The 25442-nt window shown below is 40.5% G+C and carries 19 protein-coding genes; all 19 read right to left on the bottom strand.

Annotated elements, in window-relative coordinates; genetic code table 11:
• Nucleotides 1-50 precede the first annotated feature (50 nt).
• The 19 genes from rny to rnjB all read right to left on the bottom strand — a co-directional run bounded on the left by rny (nt 51) and on the right by rnjB (nt 25339).
• Nucleotides 51-1613, bottom strand: coding sequence for a ribonuclease Y (gene rny, locus MHI20_RS02235; RefSeq protein WP_003211958.1), 1563 nt, complete (start codon nt 1611-1613; stop codon nt 51-53).
• Between the two features lie 300 nt (nt 1614-1913).
• A complete protein-coding gene (gene recA, locus MHI20_RS02230; protein WP_007499478.1) occupies nt 1914-2957 on the bottom strand; it encodes a recombinase RecA in 1044 nt (347 codons plus the stop codon).
• A 178-nt stretch (nt 2958-3135) separates the two neighbouring features.
• On the bottom strand, nt 3136-4386 hold the full coding sequence (locus MHI20_RS02225; RefSeq protein WP_100325017.1) for a competence/damage-inducible protein A: 1251 nt from the start codon (nt 4384-4386) through the stop codon (nt 3136-3138).
• A 16-nt stretch (nt 4387-4402) separates the two neighbouring features.
• Entirely contained in the window at nt 4403-4984 is a 582-nt protein-coding gene (gene pgsA / locus MHI20_RS02220) for a CDP-diacylglycerol--glycerol-3-phosphate 3-phosphatidyltransferase (RefSeq protein ID WP_008344688.1), read from the bottom strand.
• A gap of 73 nt (nt 4985-5057) precedes the next feature.
• A complete protein-coding gene (locus tag MHI20_RS02215) occupies nt 5058-5969 on the bottom strand; it encodes a helix-turn-helix domain-containing protein (protein ID WP_039166616.1) in 912 nt (303 codons plus the stop codon).
• 23 nt (nt 5970-5992) lie between these two features.
• The gene (locus tag MHI20_RS02210; protein ID WP_039166619.1) at nt 5993-6784 is read right to left on the bottom strand and encodes a DUF3388 domain-containing protein; all 792 of its coding nucleotides are present in this window, start codon (nt 6782-6784) and stop codon (nt 5993-5995) included.
• Between the two features lie 131 nt (nt 6785-6915).
• Complete coding sequence (locus MHI20_RS02205; protein ID WP_003211590.1) at nt 6916-7173, bottom strand: DUF3243 domain-containing protein; 258 nt, start codon at nt 7171-7173, stop codon at nt 6916-6918.
• 72 nt (nt 7174-7245) lie between these two features.
• A complete protein-coding gene (gene ymfI, locus MHI20_RS02200; protein WP_100325016.1) occupies nt 7246-7974 on the bottom strand; it encodes an elongation factor P 5-aminopentanone reductase in 729 nt (242 codons plus the stop codon).
• A 29-nt stretch (nt 7975-8003) separates the two neighbouring features.
• Nucleotides 8004-11123: an MMPL family transporter gene (locus tag MHI20_RS02195; protein ID WP_340936479.1), complete on the bottom strand. Its 3120-nt coding sequence runs from the start codon at nt 11121-11123 to the stop codon at nt 8004-8006.
• On the bottom strand, nt 11101-11577 hold the full coding sequence (locus tag MHI20_RS02190) for a MarR family winged helix-turn-helix transcriptional regulator (RefSeq protein ID WP_024720380.1): 477 nt from the start codon (nt 11575-11577) through the stop codon (nt 11101-11103). Before MHI20_RS02190 ends, MHI20_RS02195 begins: the two co-directional genes overlap by 23 nt.
• 151 nt (nt 11578-11728) lie before the next feature.
• Nucleotides 11729-13021: an EF-P 5-aminopentanol modification-associated protein YfmH gene (gene yfmH, locus MHI20_RS02185; RefSeq protein WP_039166628.1), complete on the bottom strand. Its 1293-nt coding sequence runs from the start codon at nt 13019-13021 to the stop codon at nt 11729-11731.
• Complete coding sequence (yfmF, locus tag MHI20_RS02180) at nt 13018-14298, bottom strand: EF-P 5-aminopentanol modification-associated protein YfmF (RefSeq protein ID WP_024720378.1); 1281 nt, start codon at nt 14296-14298, stop codon at nt 13018-13020. The genes yfmH and yfmF overlap by 4 nt, the downstream gene beginning before the upstream one ends.
• A 145-nt stretch (nt 14299-14443) precedes the next feature.
• Nucleotides 14444-17560: an MMPL family transporter gene (locus MHI20_RS02175; protein WP_340936476.1), complete on the bottom strand. Its 3117-nt coding sequence runs from the start codon at nt 17558-17560 to the stop codon at nt 14444-14446.
• Between the two features lie 319 nt (nt 17561-17879).
• Nucleotides 17880-19109, bottom strand: coding sequence for an MFS transporter (locus MHI20_RS02170; protein ID WP_234712492.1), 1230 nt, complete (start codon nt 19107-19109; stop codon nt 17880-17882).
• Between the two features lie 103 nt (nt 19110-19212).
• A complete protein-coding gene (locus MHI20_RS02165) occupies nt 19213-19938 on the bottom strand; it encodes a GntR family transcriptional regulator (RefSeq protein ID WP_008344706.1) in 726 nt (241 codons plus the stop codon).
• 164 nt (nt 19939-20102) lie between these two features.
• The gene (locus tag MHI20_RS02160) at nt 20103-22478 is read right to left on the bottom strand and encodes an FtsK/SpoIIIE family DNA translocase (RefSeq protein WP_100325012.1); all 2376 of its coding nucleotides are present in this window, start codon (nt 22476-22478) and stop codon (nt 20103-20105) included.
• A gap of 110 nt (nt 22479-22588) precedes the next feature.
• Nucleotides 22589-22825, bottom strand: coding sequence for a YlzJ-like family protein (locus MHI20_RS02155; RefSeq protein ID WP_008344712.1), 237 nt, complete (start codon nt 22823-22825; stop codon nt 22589-22591).
• Nucleotides 22822-23550 (bottom strand): ClpP family protease, encoded by a 729-nt coding sequence (locus MHI20_RS02150; protein ID WP_008344713.1) that lies wholly within the window; start codon nt 23548-23550, stop codon nt 22822-22824. The genes MHI20_RS02155 and MHI20_RS02150 overlap by 4 nt, the downstream gene beginning before the upstream one ends.
• Nucleotides 23551-23671: 121 nt before the next feature.
• Nucleotides 23672-25339, bottom strand: a complete 1668-nt coding sequence (gene rnjB / locus MHI20_RS02145; protein ID WP_008344715.1) for a ribonuclease J2 — start codon at nt 25337-25339, stop codon at nt 23672-23674.
• Between the last annotated feature and the right edge of the window lie 103 nt (nt 25340-25442).

Below are 25442 nucleotides of genomic sequence, written 5' to 3'. Positions count from 1 at the left end.
CAGTGTTGCATATTTACACAAAAAAATAAAGCGGCGCTAAGCGCACCGCTCTATTTTGCATACTCTACTGCGCGAGTTTCTCGAATAACTGTCACTTTAATGTGACCAGGGTAATCGAGCTCGTCCTCAATCCGCTTACGAATATCCCTTGCTAGACGGTGAGCTTCAAGATCATTAATTGAATCTGGCTTCACCATAATACGCACTTCACGTCCAGCTTGTATCGCAAACGATTTTTCAACACCTTCATAAGATTCAGAGATGTCTTCTAATTTCTCAAGTCTCCGAATGTAATTTTCAAGCGTCTCACTTCTTGCACCAGGGCGTGCTGCAGATAATGCATCGGCTGCCGCAACAAGAACAGCGATAATAGATGTCGGTTCTTGGTCACCATGGTGAGATGCAATACTGTTGATGACAACAGGATGCTCTTTATATTTCGTCGCAAGCTCAACGCCAATTTCCACGTGGCTTCCTTCTACTTCATGATCAATGGCTTTTCCAATGTCATGCAGAAGACCTGCTCGTTTTGCAAGCTTTGCATCTTCTCCAAGCTCTGAAGCCATGAGACCTGCAAGATGTGCAACCTCAATTGAATGCTTCAGGACATTTTGTCCATAACTTGTACGGAATTTTAAGCGACCGAGAATTTTGATGAGATCCGGATGCAAACCGTGAACTCCGACTTCAAATGTCGTTTGCTCACCCATCTCGCGGATATAATCATCGACTTCACGGCGTGATTTTTCCACCATTTCTTCAATTCGTGCAGGATGAATACGTCCATCCTGGACTAGCTTGTCCAGAGCTATCCTCGCTGTTTCACGTCTTATCGGATCAAAGCCCGATAAGATAACAGCTTCAGGTGTATCATCAATGATCAGGTCAATACCTGTTAACGTTTCTAACGTACGGATATTTCGTCCCTCACGTCCGATAATACGACCTTTCATCTCATCATTTGGAAGATTGACTACAGATACTGTTGTTTCAGCTACATGATCAGCTGCACAACGCTGTAACGCAAGTGAAAGAATGTTTTTCGCTTTTTTATCAGCCTCTTCTTTCGCCCGGTTTTCAGATTCTTTCGTCATGACTGCAATGTCGTGGGAAAGCTCATTTTCAACTTGATCCAGAATGATTTGTTTCGCTTCATCTCGAGTTAGACTAGAAATACGCTCCAACTCAGCTTTCTGCAAACGAATCATATCATCCACTTTGCTTTCCATCTCTTCAATATGTTGTTGTCGTTCATTCAGAGAATGATCTCTCTTCTCCAACAGGGACTCCCGTTTATCTAAAGATTCGTCCTTGCGATCAAGGTTTTCCTCTTTTTGAAGTAAACGGTTTTCTTGTCTTTGAAGCTCATTACGTCTTTCACGAACTTCTTGCTCCGCCTCTACACGAAACGAATGAATTTCATCTTTCGCTTCTAAGAGCGCTTCTTTCTTCAATGCTTCCGCATCACGCTTTGCATCCTCAACAATTTGTTCGGCCATGTTTCTTGCGCCGGATATTTTTGCTTCTGCAATGGTTTTACGAACAAAGTAGCCAACAACTAAACAGATTAGGCTCAGCAAAATGGAGATGATCGTAAACATCGTAGGCGACATATTTTCACCTCCTCTTGCTATGAACTTGGTTTTACAAATAAAGTGTCGGCATGTACATTGTTTTGTGTCTCAACATACAGGGCCTTCACAGGGAATGAGATCCTCACTGCCCTTGTCAAGTTTAAATTAGTTATCAATCATGTTAAGAAAAACAAGTGATACATTCCCATTGTAATTGTGTCGGAAATACTTGTCAAGCTAGTCAGACTAAGGCGTAAGTCGTTATTTCAAGCAAAGACAGAACTTTTGACCCGCTAGCTGTTATGTAATTGTAAAAAAAAGACGCTTTTCAGCGTCTTTTTAGTCATTCAATTCCAATTCTTCTTGTCCTTCTTCGTCAGTTGATTTCACTCCGTTTGTATCCAAACCATAGTGCTCCCTGATCTGCTCCTGAATCATAAGAAGAATGTCTTTATTCTCTTTTAGGAATTGCTTCGCATTTTCACGTCCTTGTCCAAGACGTTCCTCTTGATAAGAATACCAAGCCCCGCTCTTTTGTACGATATCTAGTTCGCTTCCAAGGTCGATGATTTCTCCCTCTTTCGAGATACCTTCACCGTACATAATGTCTACTTCGGCAATACGGAATGGCGGTGCCACTTTGTTTTTCACAACTTTAATTCTCGTTTTGTTCCCCATGATGTCGTTCCCTTGTTTCAACTGTTCAGCACGGCGTACTTCTAAACGAACAGATGAATAGAACTTAAGTGCACGTCCACCAGGCGTTGTTTCAGGATTACCAAACATAACCCCTACTTTTTCACGAATTTGGTTAATAAAGATCGCAATTGTTTTTGATTTGTTGATAGCACCAGATAGTTTACGAAGTGCTTGAGACATCAAACGTGCTTGAAGACCAACGTGTGAATCTCCCATGTCTCCTTCGATCTCTGCTTTTGGTACAAGAGCAGCTACTGAGTCAATGACAACAATATCAACTGCACCACTACGAACAAGTGCTTCTGCAATTTCAAGTGCTTGTTCTCCTGTATCCGGCTGAGAAAGTAACAACTCATCAATATTGACACCTAATTTTTGAGCGTAAACTGGATCTAGCGCATGCTCCGCATCGATAAATGCAGCTTGTCCTCCCTGCTGCTGAACCTCAGCAATCGCATGAAGTGCTACTGTCGTTTTACCAGAACTCTCTGGACCATATACTTCAATAATACGGCCGCGAGGGTACCCACCTATTCCAAGCGCAGTATCAAGTGCTAACGAACCACTAGGTACTGTTGAAATACGTGTATCTGTTTGCTCTCCTAGTTTCATAATAGAGCCTTTACCAAACTGTTTTTCTATTTGTTTAAGAGCCATATCTAAGGCTGCTTGACGATCACTCATTCTATTGTTTCCTCCTTTATCAATTCCACTATCTATACTATACCTTGTTTTACGTCATTTGCCAAGAAAAAAACGAACACATATTCGATTTTTTCTTGGCAGATTATTTAAGAAAAGAGCTGTTTCTATTAGAAAAAACTCTCTTTTATAAAGGAGTAAACCTCATAAAAAAACAAAATTAACTATCTTTTAATAATTTGAGAAGGTGGTGCAAACCATATTTCACAGCACGCTTGCGAATGCCTGATCGACTGCCAGTAAACATCCATTCAAACACGTCTGTCTGGTCTTTTGTCGATAGCCCGATAAATACTTTTCCAACCGGCTGTCCTTCGTGTGGTTCAGGACCTGCCACACCTGTAAAGCTAATACCGATATCGCTTCCCGTCAGTTTTCTAACGCCTTCTGCGAGCTCTAACGCACACTCTTTGCTGACAGCACCATGAGAAGACAATGTTTCTTCACGGCAGCCCAGCACTTGCTGCTTGACTTGATTTGTGTAACAAACCACACTGCCGTTTAAAATGGATGATGCCCCTTCGAGATCTGTCAGCCACTCTGAAAACATACCACCAGTCAGGCTTTCAGCCGCTGCTACTGTTTTCCCGTGTTCATGCAAGGCCTTTGAAGCTTCAAAGGCAAGAGATGTATTACCATATCCGTAGAAGTACTCGCCGACCCGTTCTAAAATTTGTGCTTCTGTTTCTTTTAACAGACGCTCTGTTTCTTTTTCATCCTCATGCTTGGCTGTCAGCCTTAGCGTCACTTCCCCGTCAGCTGCAAGCGGTGCAATCGTTGGATTGGTCTGTGCATCAATTAAATCTTCAAGATCTGTTTCCAGCTGAGATTCACCGATGCCAAAGAAACGCAAGACAACAGACACGATTTTTTCCTTTAGGCCGAGTTTTTCAGAAATAAGCGGCTTCGCTTCGTTTTCAAACATCGGGTGCAATTCACTTGGCGGTCCAGGGAGCAGAATGTAAAACGTATCTCCCTCTTGTATAAACATACCAGGTGCCATTCCGAAACGGTTTACGAGCACATCAGATCCCTCTAGAACGAGCGCCTGTTTACGGTTGTTCGGCGACATATCGCGTCCGGTTTTACGGAAGTATTCTTGAATAGACTCAAATGCTTCTTCATTTAGCACAAGCTCTTTACCGAGCGTACTCGCAATGGTTTCTTTTGTTAAATCGTCTTTCGTTGGTCCAAGACCACCTGAGAAGATAATAAAATTCGATCTTTCCTGTGCCACTTGAATGGCCCTTTTTAAACGCTCTGGATTGTCACCAACTGCTGTGTGGTAATAAACATTCACACCAATTTCAGCTAGTTGTTTGCTGATGAATTGTGCATTCGTATTCGTAATTTGCCCTAGCAAAAGTTCGGAACCGACTGCAATAATTTCTGCTTTTCTCTCTGACTTCAAAGCGTACACGTCCTTTTTAGTTAGAATTCTTTAAGGCTTCCCAGTTTTTCGCAAAGTAATCCCATCCTGAGACAACAGTGAAGAACACCGCTACCCACATGGCAAGATCACCAAAAGGGAATGATACAAGTTCAAACGGCAGGTTATGCAAAAGAAGTGCCGAAATCGCAATGATTTGCGCCCACGTCTTCACTTTTCCAAGCATATTGGCTGCGACCACTTCACCGCCTCCAGCTAAGACAAGCCTTAGGCCCGTTACAGCAAATTCACGGCTAATGATCACAATTGCCATCCATGCCGGTGTGAGATTGTATTGAACAAGTATAATTAAAGCCGCTGAAACAAGCAATTTATCTGCAAGCGGATCTAAAAATTTACCAAAGTTTGTGACTAAATTGAGCTTACGTGCATAGTAACCATCAATCCAGTCGGTTGTCGAAGCGACAATAAACAAGATCGCTCCAACAAGGTGAGTGACTTCGATGCTGACGTCACCAAAGCGCGCGACACCCCAATCTAATGGAGCAAGCATAATCAACATAAACACAGGAATCAAGGCGATCCTAGAAAGAGTAATTTTATTCGGTAAGTTAAACATGAATTCCAATCCTCCAATAAAGCATTTTTTTATGTATATAATAGTAGGAACAAAAGAAAAGTCATCTACTTGCTTAAGATGACTTTTCCTTTCCTTTATTCACAATCACAATGTTTTGTGTCATGGTGTTTTTAGGGTCTAATTCGTACTTCAGCGTTTCGTCATTGACTTTGATATCGATTCCTGTTGCATTTCCTAAGCGGATATCGACTTGGGAAAGATCAGTTAAGTCTGTTTTAAACGATTCGCCATCTTTCAATTCACCCATCTTCAGCACTTTTCCAGATTCGTCTCTCACACGAAGCCATGAAGCTTGTGAGGCAGAAATGGTTAGCTCCATCTCTTCTGCACCTGATACTTCATACGTTGTCGTAGAACCCTCTGTATCCGTCGCCTTCAAAGAAACATCTTCATCGTCTTTAGATGAATCCTTTGAGGAATCGTCTTTTTCAGATGATTTTTCTTGATCATCTGACGAAGCTTTATCCTTTTTCTTTTGATCCTTTGCAAGCGATGAATCCTCAGACACTTCGTATTTTGATTCTGATTGCTGAGGAGCCGCCTGATTATTTTTTTGTCCGCTATCATGATTAACCGCTTGAACGATCACATAAATGATAGCGATCACCACAAGGATCCCTCCAATGATTAAAATCGTCGGAAGCAGCTCTAGTACCTTTGAGGCAGGCTTTGGCAGCTCTCTTTGCGGTTTAATATTTGATAATTTATCAGACACTTCATCGTTATACGTACTTGGTACATCTTTACGAAACTCTTCGAACAATTGTTCAGGATTCAGTCCAACGGCTTCGGCATATTGTTTAATAAACGCTCTGACGTAAAATTTACCTGGAATGATATCATAATTTCCTTGTTCTATTGCTAGCAAATAGCGCTTTTGGATTTTGGTAGCCGCCATCAGATCCTCCAGCGACATCCCTTTTTCCTCTCTGGCCTCAACGAGCCGTTTTCCCAATTCAGTCAAAACAAACACCTACCATTACCATATTAAAAATCGAAGCCAGAAAAACCAGAATGATCAAACACTTGTGGTTCTTCAGCGTGCTCGTATGTAATTTCTTCGTCTGCACTATTACGCAATTCAATGATGTAGTCGAAATCATCCATTGTATATTCTGAATTTTGAATAAAGATATCTGGATGCTCTACAACCTTTGTAGCAGGCAGTCTCATAATTTCTCTTAAAAGCTGCAAGTGCTTCTCAGAACCTCTTCTTGTCGACACAATCCCATCAATAATAAAGACGTTATCCGGGCTGTATTCATCTGCAATCAGCTGACTGCGAATGGTCTGTTTCAAAAGAGTCGACGATACAAACAGCCATCTCTTACTTGCACATACACTTGAAGCAACAATTGATTCTGTTTTTCCAACCCGCGGCATTCCGCGAATTCCAATCAATTTATGTCCTTCTTTTTTAAATAATTCAGCCATAAAATCAACAAGTAGACCAAGCTCGTCCCTTTCAAAACGGAACGTCTTTTTGTCATCCGCATCACGCTGAATGTATCTTCCATGACGAACAGCTAAACGGTCACGAAGTTTTGGCTGTCTTAGTTTCGTTACTTTTATCGTTTCCATTGTATTTAAAATTGATTCAAGGCGCTTAATTTGTTCTGTGTGGTCACAGCGAAGAAGCATGCCGCGTCTTGATACATCAACACCATTAATTGTCACAATATTAATTGAAAGCATCCCCATTAAAGAAGAAATGTCTCCTAAAAGTCCGGGACGGTTCACCTGTATCTCATATTCAAAATACCATTCGAGCTTTGCCAAATGATATTACCCCCTTCATTGTGGCAAATTTTTACCTTCCTTTATCATAAAGCATTTTCACATTTTTAGAAAGCACAATGTTGTGAAACAGTTAAAATAAAAAGAGAGGCACAAACGACCCCTCTTTTTGTTTAGTGCGAGCTATTATTTTCAACCAGTTTGACCATCATATTGGCAATTGCGCGCTGCTCATCTTCTGATGCGACGCTCCAAAGGTCAGCAAGTACTCTTTCTTGCTCATTCTTTGCTTCAACTTCATTAGCCAGGTATCCGCCAATTTCATACGCAAGGTTATTGATAGTATCATCTTTTAAGCCTTTATCCTGCGCATGATTTAAACGGTCTCCTAAAAAGTTTTTCCAATGGTCCCAGTTCTCAAGTACTGACATGTCGATTCCTCCATTCGAAAAGATGAATTACAGCCATAGCTTTTGTCATGGAGCGACGAATTATACACGTTTTTAACAGTACCAGCCGCCATTAACGGATAAAATTTGACCTGTCATATAACTTGACTGCTTTGAGGCGAGAAACCAAATGACATCGGCTATCTCTTCAGGTGCGGCAAGACGGCCGAGCGGAATCTCCTCTTCCATCATCGCAAGGTCTTCTTGTGTGAAGCTTTTCATCATATCAGTTTGAACAGCACCTGGTGAGACTGCATTTGCTCTAATTCCACTTGGGGCAAGCTCTTTGGCAAGCCCTTTAATGAAAGCATTTTGAGCACCCTTGACCATACTATACAGTACTTCACACGAGGCACCGGTTTCCCCCCATATTGAGCTAACTGCAATAATATGACCTGACTTTTTTTGAATCATGGCAGGCAAAATAGATTGGGTAAGCTCATATGGACTTGTCACATGAAGCTGCACCATGCTGGCTAGAACTTCTTTTTCAGTATCTGTCACTAAACCAACATGACTCTTTCCGCTATTTAAAACAACAATATCTGGATCAAGCGGCAGGCGGCTGACAAGTTCTGCTGCTCCGCCTGTTTTCGCTAAATCAGCTTGAACGACGTGCGTTTCTACTTGATATGTTTCTTGGAGATCAGCGGAAAGACGACTAGCCGCTTGTTCATTTTGATGATAATGGAGCATCAGATGGCAGCCTTCTTGGGCAAGCTTTTTGGCTGTCGCCTGCCCAATTCCGCCACTGGCACCAGTAATCAGTGCCCAACGACTCATACTTTGTTCCTACTTTCTTTATGGAATCCTTATTCTTTTCGTTTAAATGGGAACCAATTCGCTGATCCGAACAATTTGACCATCACAGGTACGAACAATGGTAGCACAACGAGTGCATACAATAAAAGCCCTGTGAGAACAAGTGTTGCAATCTGTAAGAGTGACAATACACCTGATGGCAGCATCGCTGCAAATGTTCCTGCCAAAATGACGGCAGCAGACATAATAACAGATCCCATATTTTTCATTGATTCAGTCATGGCAAACTGAATGTCTTTCGTTTTGTATTCATTGAACCGTTCCATTAAGAAAATCGAATAATCGACTCCAAGCGCCATTAAGATGACAAAGCCAAAGAATGGAACAGCCCAGTTGATACCCGGATATCCGAAGAAATGGGTGAAAATAAATTCTGTTACACCAATAGCGGTAAAGTACGTTAAAATCAGCGATCCAACTAAGTAAAGCGGCATCACGAGAGAACGGAAGAGAATCACTAGTATTAAGAAAATACCGATCATCATGTAAAAAACCGTCTTATTGAAGTCTTGGTCTGACAGCTGTTTTAAATCAGCGTTCATACTTGAAACACCAGATACGCCAAATGAAACATCTTTTAGGTTTGTTTCAGGAAGTGCACGTTTGACCGAAGCTTCTACTTGTTTAATTGTTTTCATGGCGTCGTTTCCATATGGATTGTCTTCTAAAATGACGTCAATCTTTGTCATTTTGCGGTCATCCGACATATAGGAATCGAACACTTGCTTGAAAGCTTTATTTTTTAGGACATCTTTTGGAATAAACCAACCGGCCATGTCTTGATCTGGTGCGTTTTTCAGTTCATCTAAGTAGTCTCCTGCACCCATTAAACCGTTTGAAATTTTCTCAAGTCCGTCGACACTTTTGTTTAGACCATCTGTCAGCTTGGTCAGATCGTCACCAAAGCCGCCAATTTTTTCTTTCATTTGTTTTTGACCATGAATGATGTCGCCGGCTCCATTTGCAAGTTTAGGCATACTATCAGCTAACTGCCCTTGGCCTTTAGACGTTTGATCTAGCCCGTTTTCAATGGCTTCTAAGCCAGCAATCAGCTCATCAATTTGATTTGTAAACACTTTTTGCTGCTCTGAAGCTTTTGCGATAAAAGCATCTGCTGCTTCAAGCTGTTTTTTTGCTTCTTTTGCTTGTTTTGCATAGCTGTCAGCCTGTTTGGCTCCTTCTTGCAAGGTAGTAGAAAGTTCCTTATATGAAGCTTTGATGGCTTGATATGATTGGTTTTCTTTCACTTGCGGAATTTGCTGCTCAAGTGTACTGAACTGTTTATTCGCTTGACTGATCAAAGCTTTCACATCCGCTGCGGCAGAGGATGACGTATCGACTTGTGCCAATGCTGCTTTTAATTCTTTGGAAATGCTTTTATACAGTGCCACTTGCTGATTCACTTGTGCGACTTGATCTGTTAATTCTTTTTTCGCACCCTTTATTCTTTCTTTAATTTCAGAAACACCTTTTTTGTTTTGATCAATTCCGTTTTGCAGATCTCTCATCGTTTTTTCGACGTTTTGAATACCTGATTTTACGGATTCGGTTCCAGAAATCAATTTGTTAATGCCTTTTCCAGATGCTTTAATTTGTGGTGTTTGATCCTCGATGGACTTACTCATGGTTGTAAGAGCATCTTGGATCTTTTTCAACCCTTCGTTACTTTTATCAAGCCCGCTATTTAGCTCTTTGGCTTGAGATTTCACGTACAGATCATTCAGTCCTTTTCCAACAGGACGTGTTGCACTTCTTACTTTACTCACGCCATCTGTTTGTTCAATCGCACGACTGAGTTTTTCAACAGCAATCAGACCTTCGTTATTGTCTAAAAGATCGGATGATTTCACGACAACGGTTGCTGGAAGGGCTTCACCTGGTCCAAATTTGTCAGAGATCGTATTAAATGCATTGACGGATTCGTATTTATTGCCGATTTCGTCTAGGTTGTTATATGAAAGTGTTCCTTTATACATAAGAATCGCTGGAAGGGTAATAATTGCAACGATTAGCAAGCTGAGAAGTGGTTTCTTAAATGAAAAACGACCGGCTGTTTCCCACATTTTCGATTGCGGGTGGGCAATATCGCCTTTGATCGGCCAAAATAACACTTTTCCTAAAACCGCCATAAAGAATGGAACGACAGTGAGCAGTGCCACAATTAACACGGCGACACCAACCGCCACGGCTACAGCTGATTTATACAGTTGGAATTCGGCTAAACCGATACATGTAAAACCAATGAGGACAGCAATTCCGCTGAATAAAACGGTTTTACCTGCCGTCTTATATGTTGTAATAATCGCCTCAATCTTATCTTTTCCGTGAGATAGTTCTTCTTTAAACCGGCTTAGCAACAGGATGCAGTAGTCGGTTCCAATCCCAAACATGATGGCGACCATAAAAATTTGGGTAAAGGTCGAGAGCGGAAAATCAACATACTTTACTAGGTAAGCCACAATGGATTGACTGACCAAATAGGAAAGCGCCACGGCCACTAAAGGAACGAACGGTGCCACTGCGGATCTAAAGACAAGCACAAGAACAATTAAAATAAACCCTATTGTAATGAATTCCGTTTTTTTCAGACCTTCTTGTGAGCTTGTGATGACATCATCGTCGATTAGCGGCTGCCCTGTCATTTCAAATTTCAGGTTCAGGCTCTTAAGCTTTTCATTGACTCTTTCTTTAAAATCGGATGCTTTGATTTTGTTCGAGTCGTATGTAACTGGAACAAGAAGTGTTGTTTGATCTTTAGAGAGCATCTGTTTTTTAATATCTTTGTTTGCATCAAAATAAGAAGTGATGTCTTCAACATGGAGATCTTGATCCTTTTCTAAAATCTCCATCGCTTTCTTTAAAGAGGCTTCTCTTTCTTTGACAATATCCTTTCCTTGAAAGACAATGACGATCGATTTTTCCGTATCCCCATTTTCAGACATGTTCTTTAATAATTGATCGGCGTAGGAAGAGGGATAACCATCTGGAACAGAAATCTGCCCTTTTTCTTTTGTTAATTGCGCCATATTAGGGGCGGTGATTAATAATACAGCCGCTAGTACGACCCAAAGGATCGTGATCAGCCATCTACCCTTTATGATTGCTCTCATTACTATGTTGTGCCTCCTCTTCGATGATAATTTGATAAATCTTTTCATATGTTTGAATAAATGATTCGATTTCTTTTTCATCAAATTTTTCTAAATATGACCGAACAAGATCCTGAAGCTGCTTTTCCATTCGGCTGACCACTTCTTTTCCTTCGGGTGTCACATAAAGATGAACGTTTCTTCGATCAGCTTGATCATGCTCTCGATAAATATAATCTTTATTAAAAAGACGATTGGTCATGGATGTCACAGCACTTTTGTTGACATTACATTCGATGGCAAGGTCTGTTGATGTACATCCTGGGTGTAAATTGATGTATCGAAGCGAGTAATATTGATCAAGTGTCAGTTCTTTATCGAGCTTTTCCGTGATCATACTCGATACTTTTTTTTCCATCATGAGATAGACGTCCGCATATCTCTGGATGAGCTGGGCAATTTTATTTTGTACCATATGCTGCTCCTTTAGTTTGATTGTTTAACTATTAAAGAGTTTAACTAATTACTGAAACAATTGTCAATCAATATCTTCGCATATAAAGCGCTTTCTTTAGCTGGACACAAAAAAGACAAACTCTTATACGTTGAGTTTGTCTTTTTTCGTTTTATTTTGTTTTCGGTACGACTTTAAAAACTGACATTCGTTCTTCATCAATTTCTTCGTCTAAGATTTGCTGAATATCTGTTAATTGGATTTGCTCCAGTACTGGCACGACATCAAATAAGCTCATTTCTAAGAATGCGTATCGAGTGAATTGATTGGCGATGTACTCCGGGGAGTTCATTGCTTTTAAAAAGCTGCCAATTTTTTTCTTGCGAGCAAGTTCAATCTTTTCTTCTGTGATCAGGCTTTTTGCTTGAAGAAGCGTTTCTTTTAATTCATCTGCGAGTTGATCAGGGTCATTTGTATCTCCACCAACTGAAGTGAAGCCAAAACCGCCTTCTTCCGTATAATCGTAGCTGAAGGTCTCATCAATTAAGCCTTTTTCATACATCTGTTCATATTGTAAGGAGCTTTTACCAAACAGCGTCTCTAAAATGAGATTCATTCCGAGCTCATGTTTTAACAGTTCATTGCCTTTTTTATGAGGATTCTTTGTTTTTAATCCAAACATACATTTTGAGCCTTGTACGTTCATTGGAAGTTCGTATTCTTTTCGGTACACACCTTCAGGCTCATTGATGTCTTTTCGTTTGATCTCTGGCTGGTCTGTAAATGGCTTTTTCGCCTGATTCGCTCGAACTTGATCTAATATTTGCTTCGGATCAACGGGACCGACAACAAATAGAAGCATATTGCTTGGGTGATAGAACGTTTCATAGCATTCATACAAATGATCTTTTGTAATCGGAGCGATGCTTTCTACTGTTCCAGCTATATCAATTCTCACAGGATGCTCTTGATATAGATTTTCAATCAAACCGAAGAATAAACGCCAGTCGGGATTGTCATCATACATGTTAATCTCTTGACCAATGATGCCCTTTTCTTTTTCGACTGTTTTTTCAGTAAAATAAGGTTCTTGCACAAAATCAATGAGTGTCTCAAGGTTTTGTTCGACATTTGAGGTGCTTGAGAATAAGTAAGCTGTTCTCGTAAATGTCGTAAAAGCATTTGCGGATGCTCCTTGTTTACTAAATGTATGAAACACATCTCCATCTTCTTTTTCAAACAGCTTGTGCTCTAAGAAATGGGCAATTCCATCAGGCACTCGGATCATGTCTTCTTTGCCAAGCGGCACAAATTCATTGTCGACAGAGCCGTATTTTGTTGTAAAGGTTGCATAGGTTTTGTTAAACCCTTGCTTTGGCAGTACATAGACGTCAAGTCCGCTCTCCATTTTTTCGTGATAGACCGTTTCTTGCAGCTGGTCGAATTGAATTGTTTTCACTGTCATGAAGCACCCTCCGTTCCTTTAAGAAAATAGGTCGTATCCCATTCGATTTTTTGACCCACTTTGATGATGTCCTCTTTTGTCACTCTGTCTAACGCTTCTAAAAAGGAATCGAGGCTCTCCCCTGTTGGCACGACGGCATGCTGATATAAGTATTCCGCTGTTCCATAAGACGTATCAATGGTTTCGAGTAGCTGATTTTTGACGACAGCCTTTGTCTGTTCAATTGCTTCATCAGAAAAATCGCCTTTTTGCATGGCATCAAATTGTTCTTTGATGATGTCTACTGCCTGCTGATAGTTGCCGACTTCAATTCCTGACATGACCATCATCAAACCTTTAAAGCTCTCAAGTCTAGAAACAGCATAGTACGCAAGACTTGCTTTTTCCCGCACATTGATAAATAGCTTTGAATGAGAGAAGCCGCCGAATATGCCATTAAACAAATGCAGCGCCGGATAATCTTCATCTGCTATCGTTGTATGTGTGCGAAAGCCAATGTTCAGCTTTCCTTGTTTTACGTCCTCTTCATCAATGACTTCTTTTGGCTCTATTTGTGATCTTGATGATTCGGTATTTTGTTTGACCGGCTCTCTTTCACTTGTTTTAAAGTATTGCGAGACCATTCGATTGATATCTTGTTCATCAACGTCTCCCACAACATAGAGATCCAGCTGGTTGGACTGAAGTGCATGCTCGTATGCTTTAAAGAGCGCTTCTGCCGTAATCGCTTCGACGTCTTCCATTTCACCATTGACGTGCAGTGCATATGGCTCACCTTTACACATTTCCTGTACAAGTCTTAAGTTTGAATAGCGCATTTTGTCATCATAAACGGCTTGAATGCGCTGTTTCAATGTTCGCTTTTCTTGCTCAACGTACAATTCATGAAATACTCCGTTTTCCACGTACGGGTGGAATAAAAGTTCAGAAAGTAAGGCAATCCCTTTTTCTAATAAAGGGGTTTGATCCTTTAAATATTTTTCATTCGCCATTTCTAGACGGAAGGTAATGATGTGATTTTCACCTTTTTTCGCCATGTCTGCGGAAACGGTCGCCCCATAGAGCTCGTCGAAATAAGCACGAAGCTCTCCCGTTTTCGGCATTTTTTCTGTTCCTCTTAAAAGCACATGCGGGAAAAGGGAACGCATGGTGACGTCATCTTTGGATAAAGGCGCAAGCATTTTAAAAAGGATCGTCACGGTTTTAAATTTTTCTGTTTTGACAATATGAGTATGAAGACCAGGTGTATCAAATGTCTTCTCTTGTAAGTACGTCATGAGAAACCTCCTTTGTTCATCCTATTTATTATGTATTAGAACATAGCTGATATATACGTGAAACAGCCATTTAATAGTCATTATATCAATCAGAGGAAAGGATAGGAAATAAAAACGCCTCTGCTAAAAGCAGAGACGCAGGTTGTTATTTCATTCTAAACGGCCACCAATTCCATTTTCCAAAGATGCGAACCATGACCGGGATAAAGAGTGGTAGAACAACAAAAGCATATAATAAAAGTCCAATGAGTACGACCGTTGCAATTTCAACTAATGATAATACACCCGATGGCAGCATCGCAGCAAAAGTACCCGCTAAAATAGCAACTGCTGAAATAATGACGGACCCCATATTTCTCATCGCTGATATCATGGATGCTTGAACATGCTCTCCCTTCCATTCATTAAAGCGATCCATCAGGAAGATCGAATAATCAATGCCAAGGGTCACAAGGATCACAAAGCTGAAAAATGGAACAGCCCAGCTGACACCATCGTAGCCAAAGAATGTTTTGAAAATCCATTCTGTTAAGCCAATGGATGTAAAATACGTTAATATGAGTGAAAGTGTTAAGTATATCGGCATGACGATTGACCTTAGTAATAAAACTAAAATAATAAAGATACCAATTAACATGAAAATAACCGTTCTGATAAAGTCACCGTCTGACGTTTCTTTTAAGTCAACATTTAAACTGGAGATACCAGATACACCGTAATTGGCATTTTTCAAACCACTTACAGGTAAATATTGATCAAGGGTTTCTTCGATTTTTGCTACACCTTTCATTGCTTCATTGCTGTATGGATTTACGTTTAATATCACTTCAAAGGTTGTTAATTTACGATCTGGGGACATATACGTATTAAATATTTTCTTAAACTCATGGCGTTTCAGTACTTCTTCTGGTATAAACCAGCCCGTTACTTCTTCATCTGGTGCTTCCTGAAGCTGTTTTAAGTAGCTGTCCGCCTCGGTAAAGCCGCTTTTTACTTGCTCAAGTCCGGAAATACTTTCATCTAATCCATCTGTTAATAGTGATAGTTTAGATGATAGCTGGTTAAACCCTTTTTTCACGGCTTTTTGGCCATCTGTCAGCTGATCTGCGCCATCTTCAATTTTAGGCATTTCTTTGATGAGCTGTTTTTGGCCTTTGTTCGTTTCATCAAGACCATCATAAATTTGATCTAGACCTGTCATCAGCGCCTTTACTTGTTGTTTGATTTCTTTTTGCTTGCTTGCGAACGTTTGAATGACTTGATCTGCTTTCTTGATCTTTTGTTTAAAGGCAGATGCTTCCTCTTCATAGACGCTCATTTGCTCTCCAGCTTGATCGAGCATTCCTTTTGTGTCTTTGAATACTTTTTTGATTTCTTTATATTCATTCATATCTTTGATTTCTGGAAGCCGGTTTTCAAGCCCTTCAAATGATACGTTTTCATAGGATTGTTTCACTTTTTTAATCGTTGTCATCAGCTGCTCATTTGATGTTGCGTGACCTTCCAGTGTGCTTACGACTCGTTCAAGATCTTGAATCATGGTTTCACTTCTGCGGTATTCTTGCTCTAATTCTTTTTTCGCTTGTTTGATTTCAGTGCGAATGGTTCCTACGCCCTCTTTACTGCGCCTCACACCATCCTCTAAAGAAATGAGTGATTTCCTCACTTCTCCGATACCGCCTTTGATGGCTTTTGTCCCATCAATCAATTGATCAATCCCTTTAGCGGATTCTTCAATTTTTGGTTTTTGTTTGAGAAGTGCGAAGTTTGTTTCGGTCAAGCCATCTGTAATTTTCCCGATGCCCTCGTGACCTTTCCCAAGCTCTCCTCCTAGTTCTTTCGCTTGAGAGGTAACGTAGAGCTGACTTAACCCATCTCCAACTGGGCGAGTGACACTGCGAACCGCTTTCACTTCCTCAATGTCATTTAACTTACGGGTCAGTTTTTCAATCATGACAATCTTTTCTTGATTATCGAGCTCATTGTCACTTTCGACAAGCACATTCAGCGGCAGCGCTTCACCAAAGCCAAATTGCTCAGATATCGTATTAAATGCAGACACTGACTCATACTTTGTCCCAATCTCATTTAAACTATTATAAGAAAGAGTGCCGTCATACATCAGAATCGGAGGAACAGTGATGAGTGCAACTACACCTAAGCTGATGAGCGGTCTTTTAAATGAAAAGCGCCCAGCCCATTCCCAAATCTTACTTTGTGGATGACGAATGTTTTCTCTTTTAGACGGCCAAAAAAGGGATTTTCCGAAAACCGACATAAAAAAAGGAACGATTGTGACAAGTGCAATGAGCAGGATGCCAACGCCTACGGCAACGCTGACGGCTGATTGGTACAATTGGAATTTTGCGAAACCAATACTTGAGAAGCCGACTAACACAGCTAAGCCGCTGAAAAAGACTGTTTTCCCTGCACATTGATACGTGATGATAATCGATTCTTTGACATCACGCCCCTGACCAATCTCCTCTTTAAAACGGCTTAAAAGTAATATACAATAATCCGTTCCTATACCGAACATAATAGCTACCATAAAAATCTGAGTGAAATTAGAAATAGGAAATGGTGTATATTCTACGAGAAAAGCCACAATACACCGGCTGACAGCATAAGAAATGCCAATCGTAATAAGCGGAACAACAGGTGCCAGTATCGATCTGAATACAATTATTAAAATAAAGAAAATAAAAATCATCGTGATAAGTTCAGTTTTCTTCAGACCTTGTTGAGAGCTTTTAATGACATCTGAGTCCACAAATTTTTGACCTGTCATTTCATATGAGACGTTGTAGGGCTTTAAAACTTCCTCAATTCGTTCTTTAACCTTCACAGCTTTTGTTTCGTAGTGGTCGAATTTGAATGGAACAAGAAGTGTACTTTTATCCTTTGATAAAAGTTGTTTTTGAATGTCACGATCTACATGAAAATACGAAGTAATTCCGTCAATGTGGAGTTCTGGGGCATGTGTCATGAGTGCAGCTAAAGCCTTTTTTAATTCCTGCTCTTTGGCAGGGAACAAATGTTGTTCGGAGAATACAATCACACCAGTATCTTTTTTCCCATTATGATCTGAAAGCTTATCCAATAAGTGAAGTGCCTCAGCTGTTGGTGTCCCCTCTGGAACCTTTAACTGCCCTTTTTCTCTTGTTAATTCCTCTAAATCGGGCGCAGTAATAAACAGAATCACAGCTGTTATCATCCACACCATTAATACAATCCATCTTGCTTTAATTATTTGCAACATAGCTGCTTCAAGCTCCTTCTAGTTCATCAATCAATTTGCTGTTTTTGAGCGTGTCTGAAGTGCTGACTTCGTCTCCTTCAACGTGCTAATGGCAGGATGACCTATTCAATTGTCCTTTCGTGTTGAAGAAACGCATATCCATCATCAGCCACGAGCTCAATTTCTGCCTTAAAACAAAGACAGAAAATGAATGTTTTTGAACACCTCCTATTTGGGATAATTTAAAAGATATTACTATACATTAGTTTAACTATCAAAATTTTACATGTCAATTTATAAAAAAGAAAAAAGATGGCAAAATACCGTCTTTTTTCTATGTTTAAACCGTTTTCAATTGTTCACTTTCATCCTTTTCATCTGGCTGGATGAAAAAGAGGACCAAAAATAATGAAATGAGACTACATATGGTCGATAGAATAAAAACGATGGCGTCTCCTTTATCCATAAGAAATGCGTAAATTGGAGGTCCTAAAGCAACACCGATAAAACGCATACTGCTATAAAATGACGTAATGGTTCCGCACTGCTCTTTTTCAATCCCTTCTGTTATCAACGCATCAAGTGCTGGAAGCACAATGCCAATTCCTACGCCGCCAATACTTAAGCAGACAAACAACACGTAAAAACTGTGATTCCACCATAAAAATATATACGAAAGTGATAAAAGAGCCATACCAACGATGAGAAATATCCTCATTTTCCCCTTTTCTTTCCCGATTGTTTTCCCCGCAATATACGAGCTGATTGATAAGAAAAGGAGCGGGATACTTAGCAGCAAGCCTTTTTTGACACCCGTTATTTGATACGCTGCCTCTAGGTTATCTGATAAATAAAAGAGCACGCCAAAAAGAAGAAACATAATAAAACCGCCAATAGCAAAAATGGCATAAAGCCAGCGTCCCTCATGTTTAAAAATCGTCTTTGTTGATTTTAAAAACTCTTTAAATGTAGGCGGATCTTCCTCTTTCTTTGCGGATTCAACCATCAACAGAACCATCACAAAACTGATGATTGAAAAGAATGGAATGAACCAAAACGGCACAAACCAAAACCAAGAAGCGAGAAGTGCCCCAATAATAGGACTGAGTACCTTTCCAGCTGTGTTAGAGGTTTCGATTGCTCCAAGTCCCGCACTTACCTCTTCATCATCGTGAAACAAATCGCCAATAAACGGCATGACGACAGGTGCTGCTCCAGCTGAACCAACACCTTGAAGGACCCTGCCAAATAGAATCCACATGTACGGTTCTTTCATGATGGTTGAGGCAACAGCTGCAACAGCTCCTCCAAGCCCTGCGATTAAAAGACATGGTAAAAGTACCTTTTTCCGCCCAATTCGGTCAGATAAATAACCGGCAATCGGAATACACAAAATCGCCACAACGGAGTATACCGTAATAATGAGTGACACTTGAAAGGAAGTGATGGAGAGTTTCTTTTCTATCTCTGGTAATACGGGTATTAGCATCGAGTTCCCAAGCGTCATGATTAGAGGCACTGATGATAATGCAATAATATTCTTTTTACTGACTGTTTTCTCGCCCAACATCATTCACCCAATTCTATATACTGTTACGTATTAGTGTGGCATGTTTCACAAGTTTTATGTATAGACAAACAAAAAGCAACCGCCTATGGAAGCGACTGCTTTGTTAAAATCGTTTACGTATGACATGGAAACTGAATTTATCCGCTCGAAAATAATTGAGCGAGTATAAGACCGGCTGATCATCTTGATCATAGTGCATTTGTTTCAGTAATAGTAACGCTGTTTCTGGGTCACATTCTAATATCGGTGAAACCTGATCGTGATAACCAATCGGTTCGATGTCTGCCACTGCATATTTAATTCCGCTGTGCGGTTCTCTGCCAAACAGCTCAAAAAGCGACTCTTCCTCGTGAGTAAAAGAAGCGGGAAGATGTTTAACCGGAATTTTATCTAAACAATAGACGACTGGCTGTCCATCTGCTGTTCGAACGCGTTCCATTGAAAAAACCTTCTCGGATTCATCACACTGAAAACGAATGACATCATTCTCCGTCGGCTCCCCTTCTTGTGAGGACAAAAAGATGGTACCTGGCGTCATATTGACCTGTTCAATCATTTTTGTAACACTTGTCAGCTGTTCAATGCCAGTAGAAAAAAGCGGTCTTGAGTTGACGAAAGTCCCCACACCATGCCTTCTTATTAAATATTTCTCTTCTTCTAATATACGAAGGGCTTCACGAAGTGTCGCTCTGCTCACGCCTAAAAGCTTTGAGAGCTCAAATTCAGAAGGCAGCTTTTCCTTTTCGGCATATACGCCTGTTTGAATATCTTCTTTAATACGGTCAATCACTTTCAAATATAAATGGCGATTGTCTGTTTTGGTCGACATGTTTTCCCTCCGTCTAATCAATGCAAATGATAAGATGAGAAATCTCTATTCCGAGATAAGATGAACATAACTATATCATGTTTTTGCAAATAAATAAATAGTCTGACATCCAGTTAACATAATCAATATATCGTTAACTTTTTGTTAGGAAAGCTCTCTTCGAATTATGAAGAGAGCTCGTCATGTTGTTCTTTTGAAAGGAGGACTTCTCTCGGTTTACTTCCTTCATATGGTCCGACAACCCCGCGCTCTTCCATTGCGTCAATAAGACGTGCAGCACGAGTATAACCGATGCGGAACCTCCTTTGTAGCATAGAAACAGAGGCCGTCTGCATACCAATGATCAGTTCAACTGCTTCATCATATAAGTCGTCGTCCACAGCCCCAAGCTGATCTTGCGTTTCTTCACTTGGGATCATTTCTTCTTGATATTGTGCTTTTTGCTGTGTGATGACATGATCAACGACATGTTCCACTTCTTCATCTGATAAAAAGGCACCTTGTACACGAACTGGTTTGTTCGCACCGACAGGTAAAAACAACATATCCCCTCTGCCCAACAATTTTTCTGCGCCTCCCATATCAAGAATGGTCCTTGAATCGGTTTGTGACGATACGCTAAATGCAATACGAGATGGAATATTGGCTTTAATGACACCAGTAATGACATCAACCGAAGGTCTCTGTGTGGCGATAATTAAATGAATCCCTGCAGCACGTGCCATTTGAGAAAGCCTTGTAATGGAATCTTCCACATCAGAGGAAGCAACCATCATTAAATCAGCAAGCTCGTCTACAATGACGACAATATAAGGGAGTTCTGGTTGCTTCGCTTCTTCTGATTGATTCATTCGTTTAATGTAATCATTGTACCCTTCAATATTTCTTGTACCCGTATGAGAAAACAATTCATAACGGCGCTCCATTTCACTCACCACTTTTTTAAGTGCCTGTGAGGCTTTTTTAGGATCGGTTACAACTGGAGCCAACAGATGCGGGATGCCGTTATAAACATTTAATTCAACCATTTTCGGGTCAATCATCATCATCTTCACTTCATGAGGTTTTGCTCTCATGAGAATACTTGTGATAATGCCATTGATACATACGCTTTTTCCGCTTCCTGTCGAGCCAGCCACAAGTAAATGCGGCATTTTGTTCATTTCAGCCAGCACAGCTTCACCAGAAATATTTCGGCCCAGTCCGATGAGCAGCTTGGCATTTGGGCGGTCATTTTGTTTCGATTCTAAAACCTCTTTTAAAGAAACCATCGCAATTTCTGCGTTGGGCACTTCAATTCCGATGGCGGATTTACCAGGAATCGGCGCCTCAATTCGAATGTCTTTTGCTGCTAATGCAAGGGCTAAATCATCACTCAAGTTGACGATCTTACTTACCTTCACGCCGACATCAGGGTATACTTCATATTTTGTGACGGCCGGACCTAAATGAACTTGTGTCACTTTTGCTTTTACACCGAAGCTTTGGAAGGTCTTTTCAAGCTTTCTTGCATTTTCATAAATATTCTTCTTATCTGTTTGCTGACCTGAATGCTGCGGCTCAGCTAAAATATCAAGCGATGGCAGCTCATAATCCTTATTTTCAAGCTCCGTAAACGTCATAGGCGGAGCTTCTTTCGGTTCATCCCCTGTATCATGAGACGGAGTGCCTTGTACAGTTTCTTGAAGAGGATCTGGCTCATTGACCGGCTGATCTTTTTGAACTTGCGGTGTGAGCATGTCATCTCGATCAGCAAAACTTGAAATAATCGGCTGACGATTGTCAGAAGCCTGCTCTTCTTCCTCGATCAAGATTTGATCATGATCTTCTTCGGCCTCTTCTTGCAAGCGTGAACGTTTTTTCTTTTCACTTGTTCTCTGCGCAGGTGCATTCTTTTTCGCCTGCCTTATGCCTTTCATATCTTCAATAAATGCTTTCCACTGCTTCACCAAAAATTGTGATACAGGCAGCGTCACTTTTTTGACCATTTCTTGCAGTGACCGGTTTGTGATCAGAACAATGCCGATCAGCATTAGCACAATGGCCATGATTTGCGACCCTGCTTGTGCAAACAAGAAATAGGAGGCCGCAAATAATACAGCACCGATCATACCGCCTCCTAAATCGGGCGAGCCTGTCTCACCTTTCATATCCATTAAGAATAACTCAAACGTATTTCTGATTACACTTTGAGAGCCTATCACGCCTGCAGCTGAAAGATGCTGAAAAAGCTTCACATGGGACAAAAGCAAGATACTCGCAATGATGCAGTATAAACCTGCTTTTCTTCTTGTCAGTAAATCAGGAATTTGTTTTTTCCAAAAGATCGTCACACCAAAAAGAAATAATCCGATAAGGCAGAGAATAAACCATTCACCTGCAAAGAATCGGAATAGATGTACAAAGGTTTGTCCAACTACACCTAGCTGTAAAATGGCAATGATCGCTATGGCAATACAGACTAACCCATTTAGTTCATATTTCAGTTTTAGCTGTTTATTTTGTTTTTTTCTTGTTTTACGTTTTCTCTTTTTCGCCATACTCATCACCTTACTACAAAAGAAAATATAACCTACGAAAAGATCAGAAAGAAAGCAGCCTGGTTTTGGCTGCATCTTGTTGTAAGTTTTCCCTTTATTATAGCATAGAATCATTCATATGAGTCGGTTTGATTGGTGCCTAAATGTAACTTCAATCGCTTACCTGGTGCAAGCTCCTGATTCAAAAAGTCCATTGGATTCGTACTCATTACTTGAACGATTTCCGCTTCATCTTCTTTCATTTCAACCATCACTGGCACGCCCTGAATGTTTACCTGCTGGAGTTTGCGTTCTCCTTGTTCCTCAGCGTAAATGGCTTCATAAGGCATAGGTGTATATAAAATCATTGGATCAGCCCCTCGTTTTGTGCTGCCCGTTCTCCAATAAGCTCGTTCAGCTTTTTAATCGCTTGTCCAACGCCGCCGACTTCATGCATCAGTCCGTATTCAGCCGCCTCATGGCCAACGACATTTGTCCCGATGTCTCTTGTTAGATTGCCTTTAGAGAACATAAGCTCTTTAAATTTCTCTTCTGTAATGTTTGAGTGACTCGTGACAAAGTTAATGACTCTTTCCTGCATTTTATCTAAGTATTCAAAGGTTTGTGGAACACCGATGACTAGACCGGTTAAGCGTACAGGGTGAATGGTCATCGTTGCTGTTTCGGCAATGTATGAATAATCACACGATACGGCGATTGGGACCCCAATAGAGTGGCCTCCGCCAAGCACAATGGATACAGTTGGTTTGGATAAAGAAGCGAGCATTTCCGCAATAGCTAGTCCTGCTTCTACGTCTCCGCCCACTGTATTTAAAATGATTAGAAGTCCTTCAATTTTTGGGTTTTGTTCAACTGCTACGATTTGTGGAATGACATGTTCGTATTTGGTTGTTTTATTTTGTGGCGGCAGCTGCATGTGCCCTTCAATTTGTCCAATAATAGTCAGGCAATGTATGTTTGTATCTTGTGACAACTGCGGGACGGCTGTTTCACCAAGCTGTTGTATTTTGCTCATAATGCTATCTTTTTCTTCTGGTTTTCGCTCAGGCTGCTGTTCATTCTGTTCGTCCATTTGTCTCCATCCTTTCCTAAAAACTCTCCTCCTATTATGAACAAGATCGCCACATTCCATCCGCATTCATCATGTCACATCAAAAAAGCCCAAAGAGCTTGTGCTCTTTGGACTTTTCTCATCACACTTCCATAATAATTGGAATGATCATTGGCTTACGTTTTGTTTTTTCATATAGGAATTGATTTAGTACATCGCGCATGGATTGTTTCAGTGTTGACCATTCAACAATTGAGTTTTCCGTTTGCTCTTTCACAATCCCTTTGACCATTTCTGTTGCTTTCACAATCAGCTCTTCGGATTCTCTTACATAAACAAATCCTCTTGTGATGATCTCAGGTCCAGAAATTAATTGTTTCTTTTGTTTATCGAGCGTAATGACCACTATTAAGATGCCATCTTGAGACAATAGTCGTCTATCACGTAAGACAATATTCCCGATATCACCAACACCAAGACCGTCGATCAAAATGTTCCCTTGATGCACTTTTTCACCGATCTTTACGTTTTGTCCTCTAAATTCCACAACATCCCCTTTATCAATTAAGAAAATGTCGCTTCGTTTCATTCCTACTTCTTCAGCAATACGAGAATGTGCTTTTTGCATGCGATATTCGCCGTTTACTGGAATTAAATACTTTGGCTTCAGTAAGTTCAGCATGAGCTTTAACTCTTCTTGACAGCCATGTCCAGATACATGCACACGTTTTTGAGCAAAAATCACTTGTGCTCCGCTTCTTGTAAGGAAATCCACCGTTTTTGAATAGGTGAGTTCTTGTCCTGGAAGAGGTGTAGACGCAATCACAACCGTGTCATCTTTTTCAATATGAAGCTGTTTGTGATTTTGTTTCGCCATTTTTGTTAAAGCAGCGAGAGGCTCACCGTGGCTTCCTGCTGTGAGAATGACCACACTGTTTTTCGCCATTTTTTTCACTTCTTGGACTGGAACAAATAATTCTTCGTCTGCTGTCACATAACCAAGTTTGATCGCAAGCTGAAGAGTTGTCATCATATTTTTCCCTGCTACTGCAAGCTTACGGCCATTTTGGTTTGTGGCATTAATGATTTGCTGTACACGGTTAATATTTGATGAAGATACAGCGACAATCACACGATTTTCAGCATTGTACATCGCATTTGAGATTTCGTCTTGGACGAGCGCCTCAGAAGGTGTATAGCCTGGTTTTTCAGCATTTGCACTGTCTGAAAGAAGTGCTAAAACGCCATTGTTTCCAATTTTCGCAATCTCTCCGATGTCACAGGCTTGGTTAAGCGCTGGGGTTTGATCAAATTTAAAATCACCTGTGCATACGATTGAACCAAGAGATGTTTTGAAGCTGATTCCGACTGAATCAGGAATACTGTGATTCGTTCTAAAGAATGATACCTTTGTTGTTTCAAATGTAATGACTGACTTTGCATGAACCTCTCGCAAATCAGCTTTTTGATTGAAGCCGTATTGCTTTAACTTTTCTCGAAGTAACGCAAGGGTCAGCTTCGTGCCGTAAACTGGTACAGACAATTTGCTTAAGCAATGGAATACGCCTCCGATTGCTTCATCATGTCCGTGGGTAAGAAAAATTGCTTTCACCCGATCAGCTCGTTCTGTTAAATAAGAGATATCAGGAATGACCACGTCAATGCCTAGCATTTCGTTTTCTGGATGCATGAGTCCTGCATCTACAACATATATGTCGGAATCAATCTCAATGACATATAAGTTTTTCCCGATTTCTCCAACGCCTCCCAGTGCAATAATTCTTACGTTCTCTGTATTTTTCTTTTTCAAAATTCTTATCCTCCTAGTCTCAAGCCCGTCCATCATCGCTTAATGCTATTATAACTGAATCTAATTTTAGAAAACAAGATGAAGTCACATTTTAAGAAAGTGT

It is taken from the genome of Bacillus sp. FSL K6-1106 (genome assembly GCF_038005245.1).
In the GTDB taxonomy this organism is placed as follows: domain Bacteria; phylum Bacillota; class Bacilli; order Bacillales; family Bacillaceae; genus Bacillus; species Bacillus altitudinis.
Note: the sequence above shows the minus strand (reverse complement) of the source record. Positions and strands in the feature narration are given on the sequence as shown.

What these genes read in the sequence shown, in the direction of transcription:
- rny (WP_003211958.1), bottom strand. Translation starts at nt 1,613, where the DNA reads ATGTCGCCTACGATGTTTACGATCATCTCCATTTTGCTGAGCCTAATC.
- recA (WP_007499478.1), bottom strand. Translation starts at nt 2,957, where the DNA reads ATGAGTGATCGTCAAGCAGCCTTAGATATGGCTCTTAAACAAATAGAA.
- pgsA (WP_008344688.1), bottom strand. Translation starts at nt 4,984, where the DNA reads ATGTTTAACTTACCGAATAAAATTACTCTTTCTAGGATCGCCTTGATT.
- MHI20_RS02205 (WP_003211590.1), bottom strand. Translation starts at nt 7,173, where the DNA reads ATGTCAGTACTTGAGAACTGGGACCATTGGAAAAACTTTTTAGGAGAC.
- ymfI (WP_100325016.1), bottom strand. Translation starts at nt 7,974, where the DNA reads ATGAGTCGTTGGGCACTGATTACTGGTGCCAGTGGCGGAATTGGGCAG.
- MHI20_RS02195 (WP_340936479.1), bottom strand. Translation starts at nt 11,123, where the DNA reads ATGAGAGCAATCATAAAGGGTAGATGGCTGATCACGATCCTTTGGGTC.
- MHI20_RS02190 (WP_024720380.1), bottom strand. Translation starts at nt 11,577, where the DNA reads ATGGTACAAAATAAAATTGCCCAGCTCATCCAGAGATATGCGGACGTC.
- yfmH (WP_039166628.1), bottom strand. Translation starts at nt 13,021, where the DNA reads ATGACAGTGAAAACAATTCAATTCGACCAGCTGCAAGAAACGGTCTAT.
- yfmF (WP_024720378.1), bottom strand. Translation starts at nt 14,298, where the DNA reads ATGACGTACTTACAAGAGAAGACATTTGATACACCTGGTCTTCATACT.
- MHI20_RS02175 (WP_340936476.1), bottom strand. Translation starts at nt 17,560, where the DNA reads ATGTTGCAAATAATTAAAGCAAGATGGATTGTATTAATGGTGTGGATG.
- MHI20_RS02170 (WP_234712492.1), bottom strand. Translation starts at nt 19,109, where the DNA reads ATGTTGGGCGAGAAAACAGTCAGTAAAAAGAATATTATTGCATTATCA.
- MHI20_RS02165 (WP_008344706.1), bottom strand. Translation starts at nt 19,938, where the DNA reads ATGTCGACCAAAACAGACAATCGCCATTTATATTTGAAAGTGATTGAC.
- MHI20_RS02160 (WP_100325012.1), bottom strand. Translation starts at nt 22,478, where the DNA reads ATGGCGAAAAAGAGAAAACGTAAAACAAGAAAAAAACAAAATAAACAG.
- MHI20_RS02155 (WP_008344712.1), bottom strand. Translation starts at nt 22,825, where the DNA reads ATGATTTTATATACACCTATGCCTTATGAAGCCATTTACGCTGAGGAA.
- MHI20_RS02150 (WP_008344713.1), bottom strand. Translation starts at nt 23,550, where the DNA reads ATGGACGAACAGAATGAACAGCAGCCTGAGCGAAAACCAGAAGAAAAA.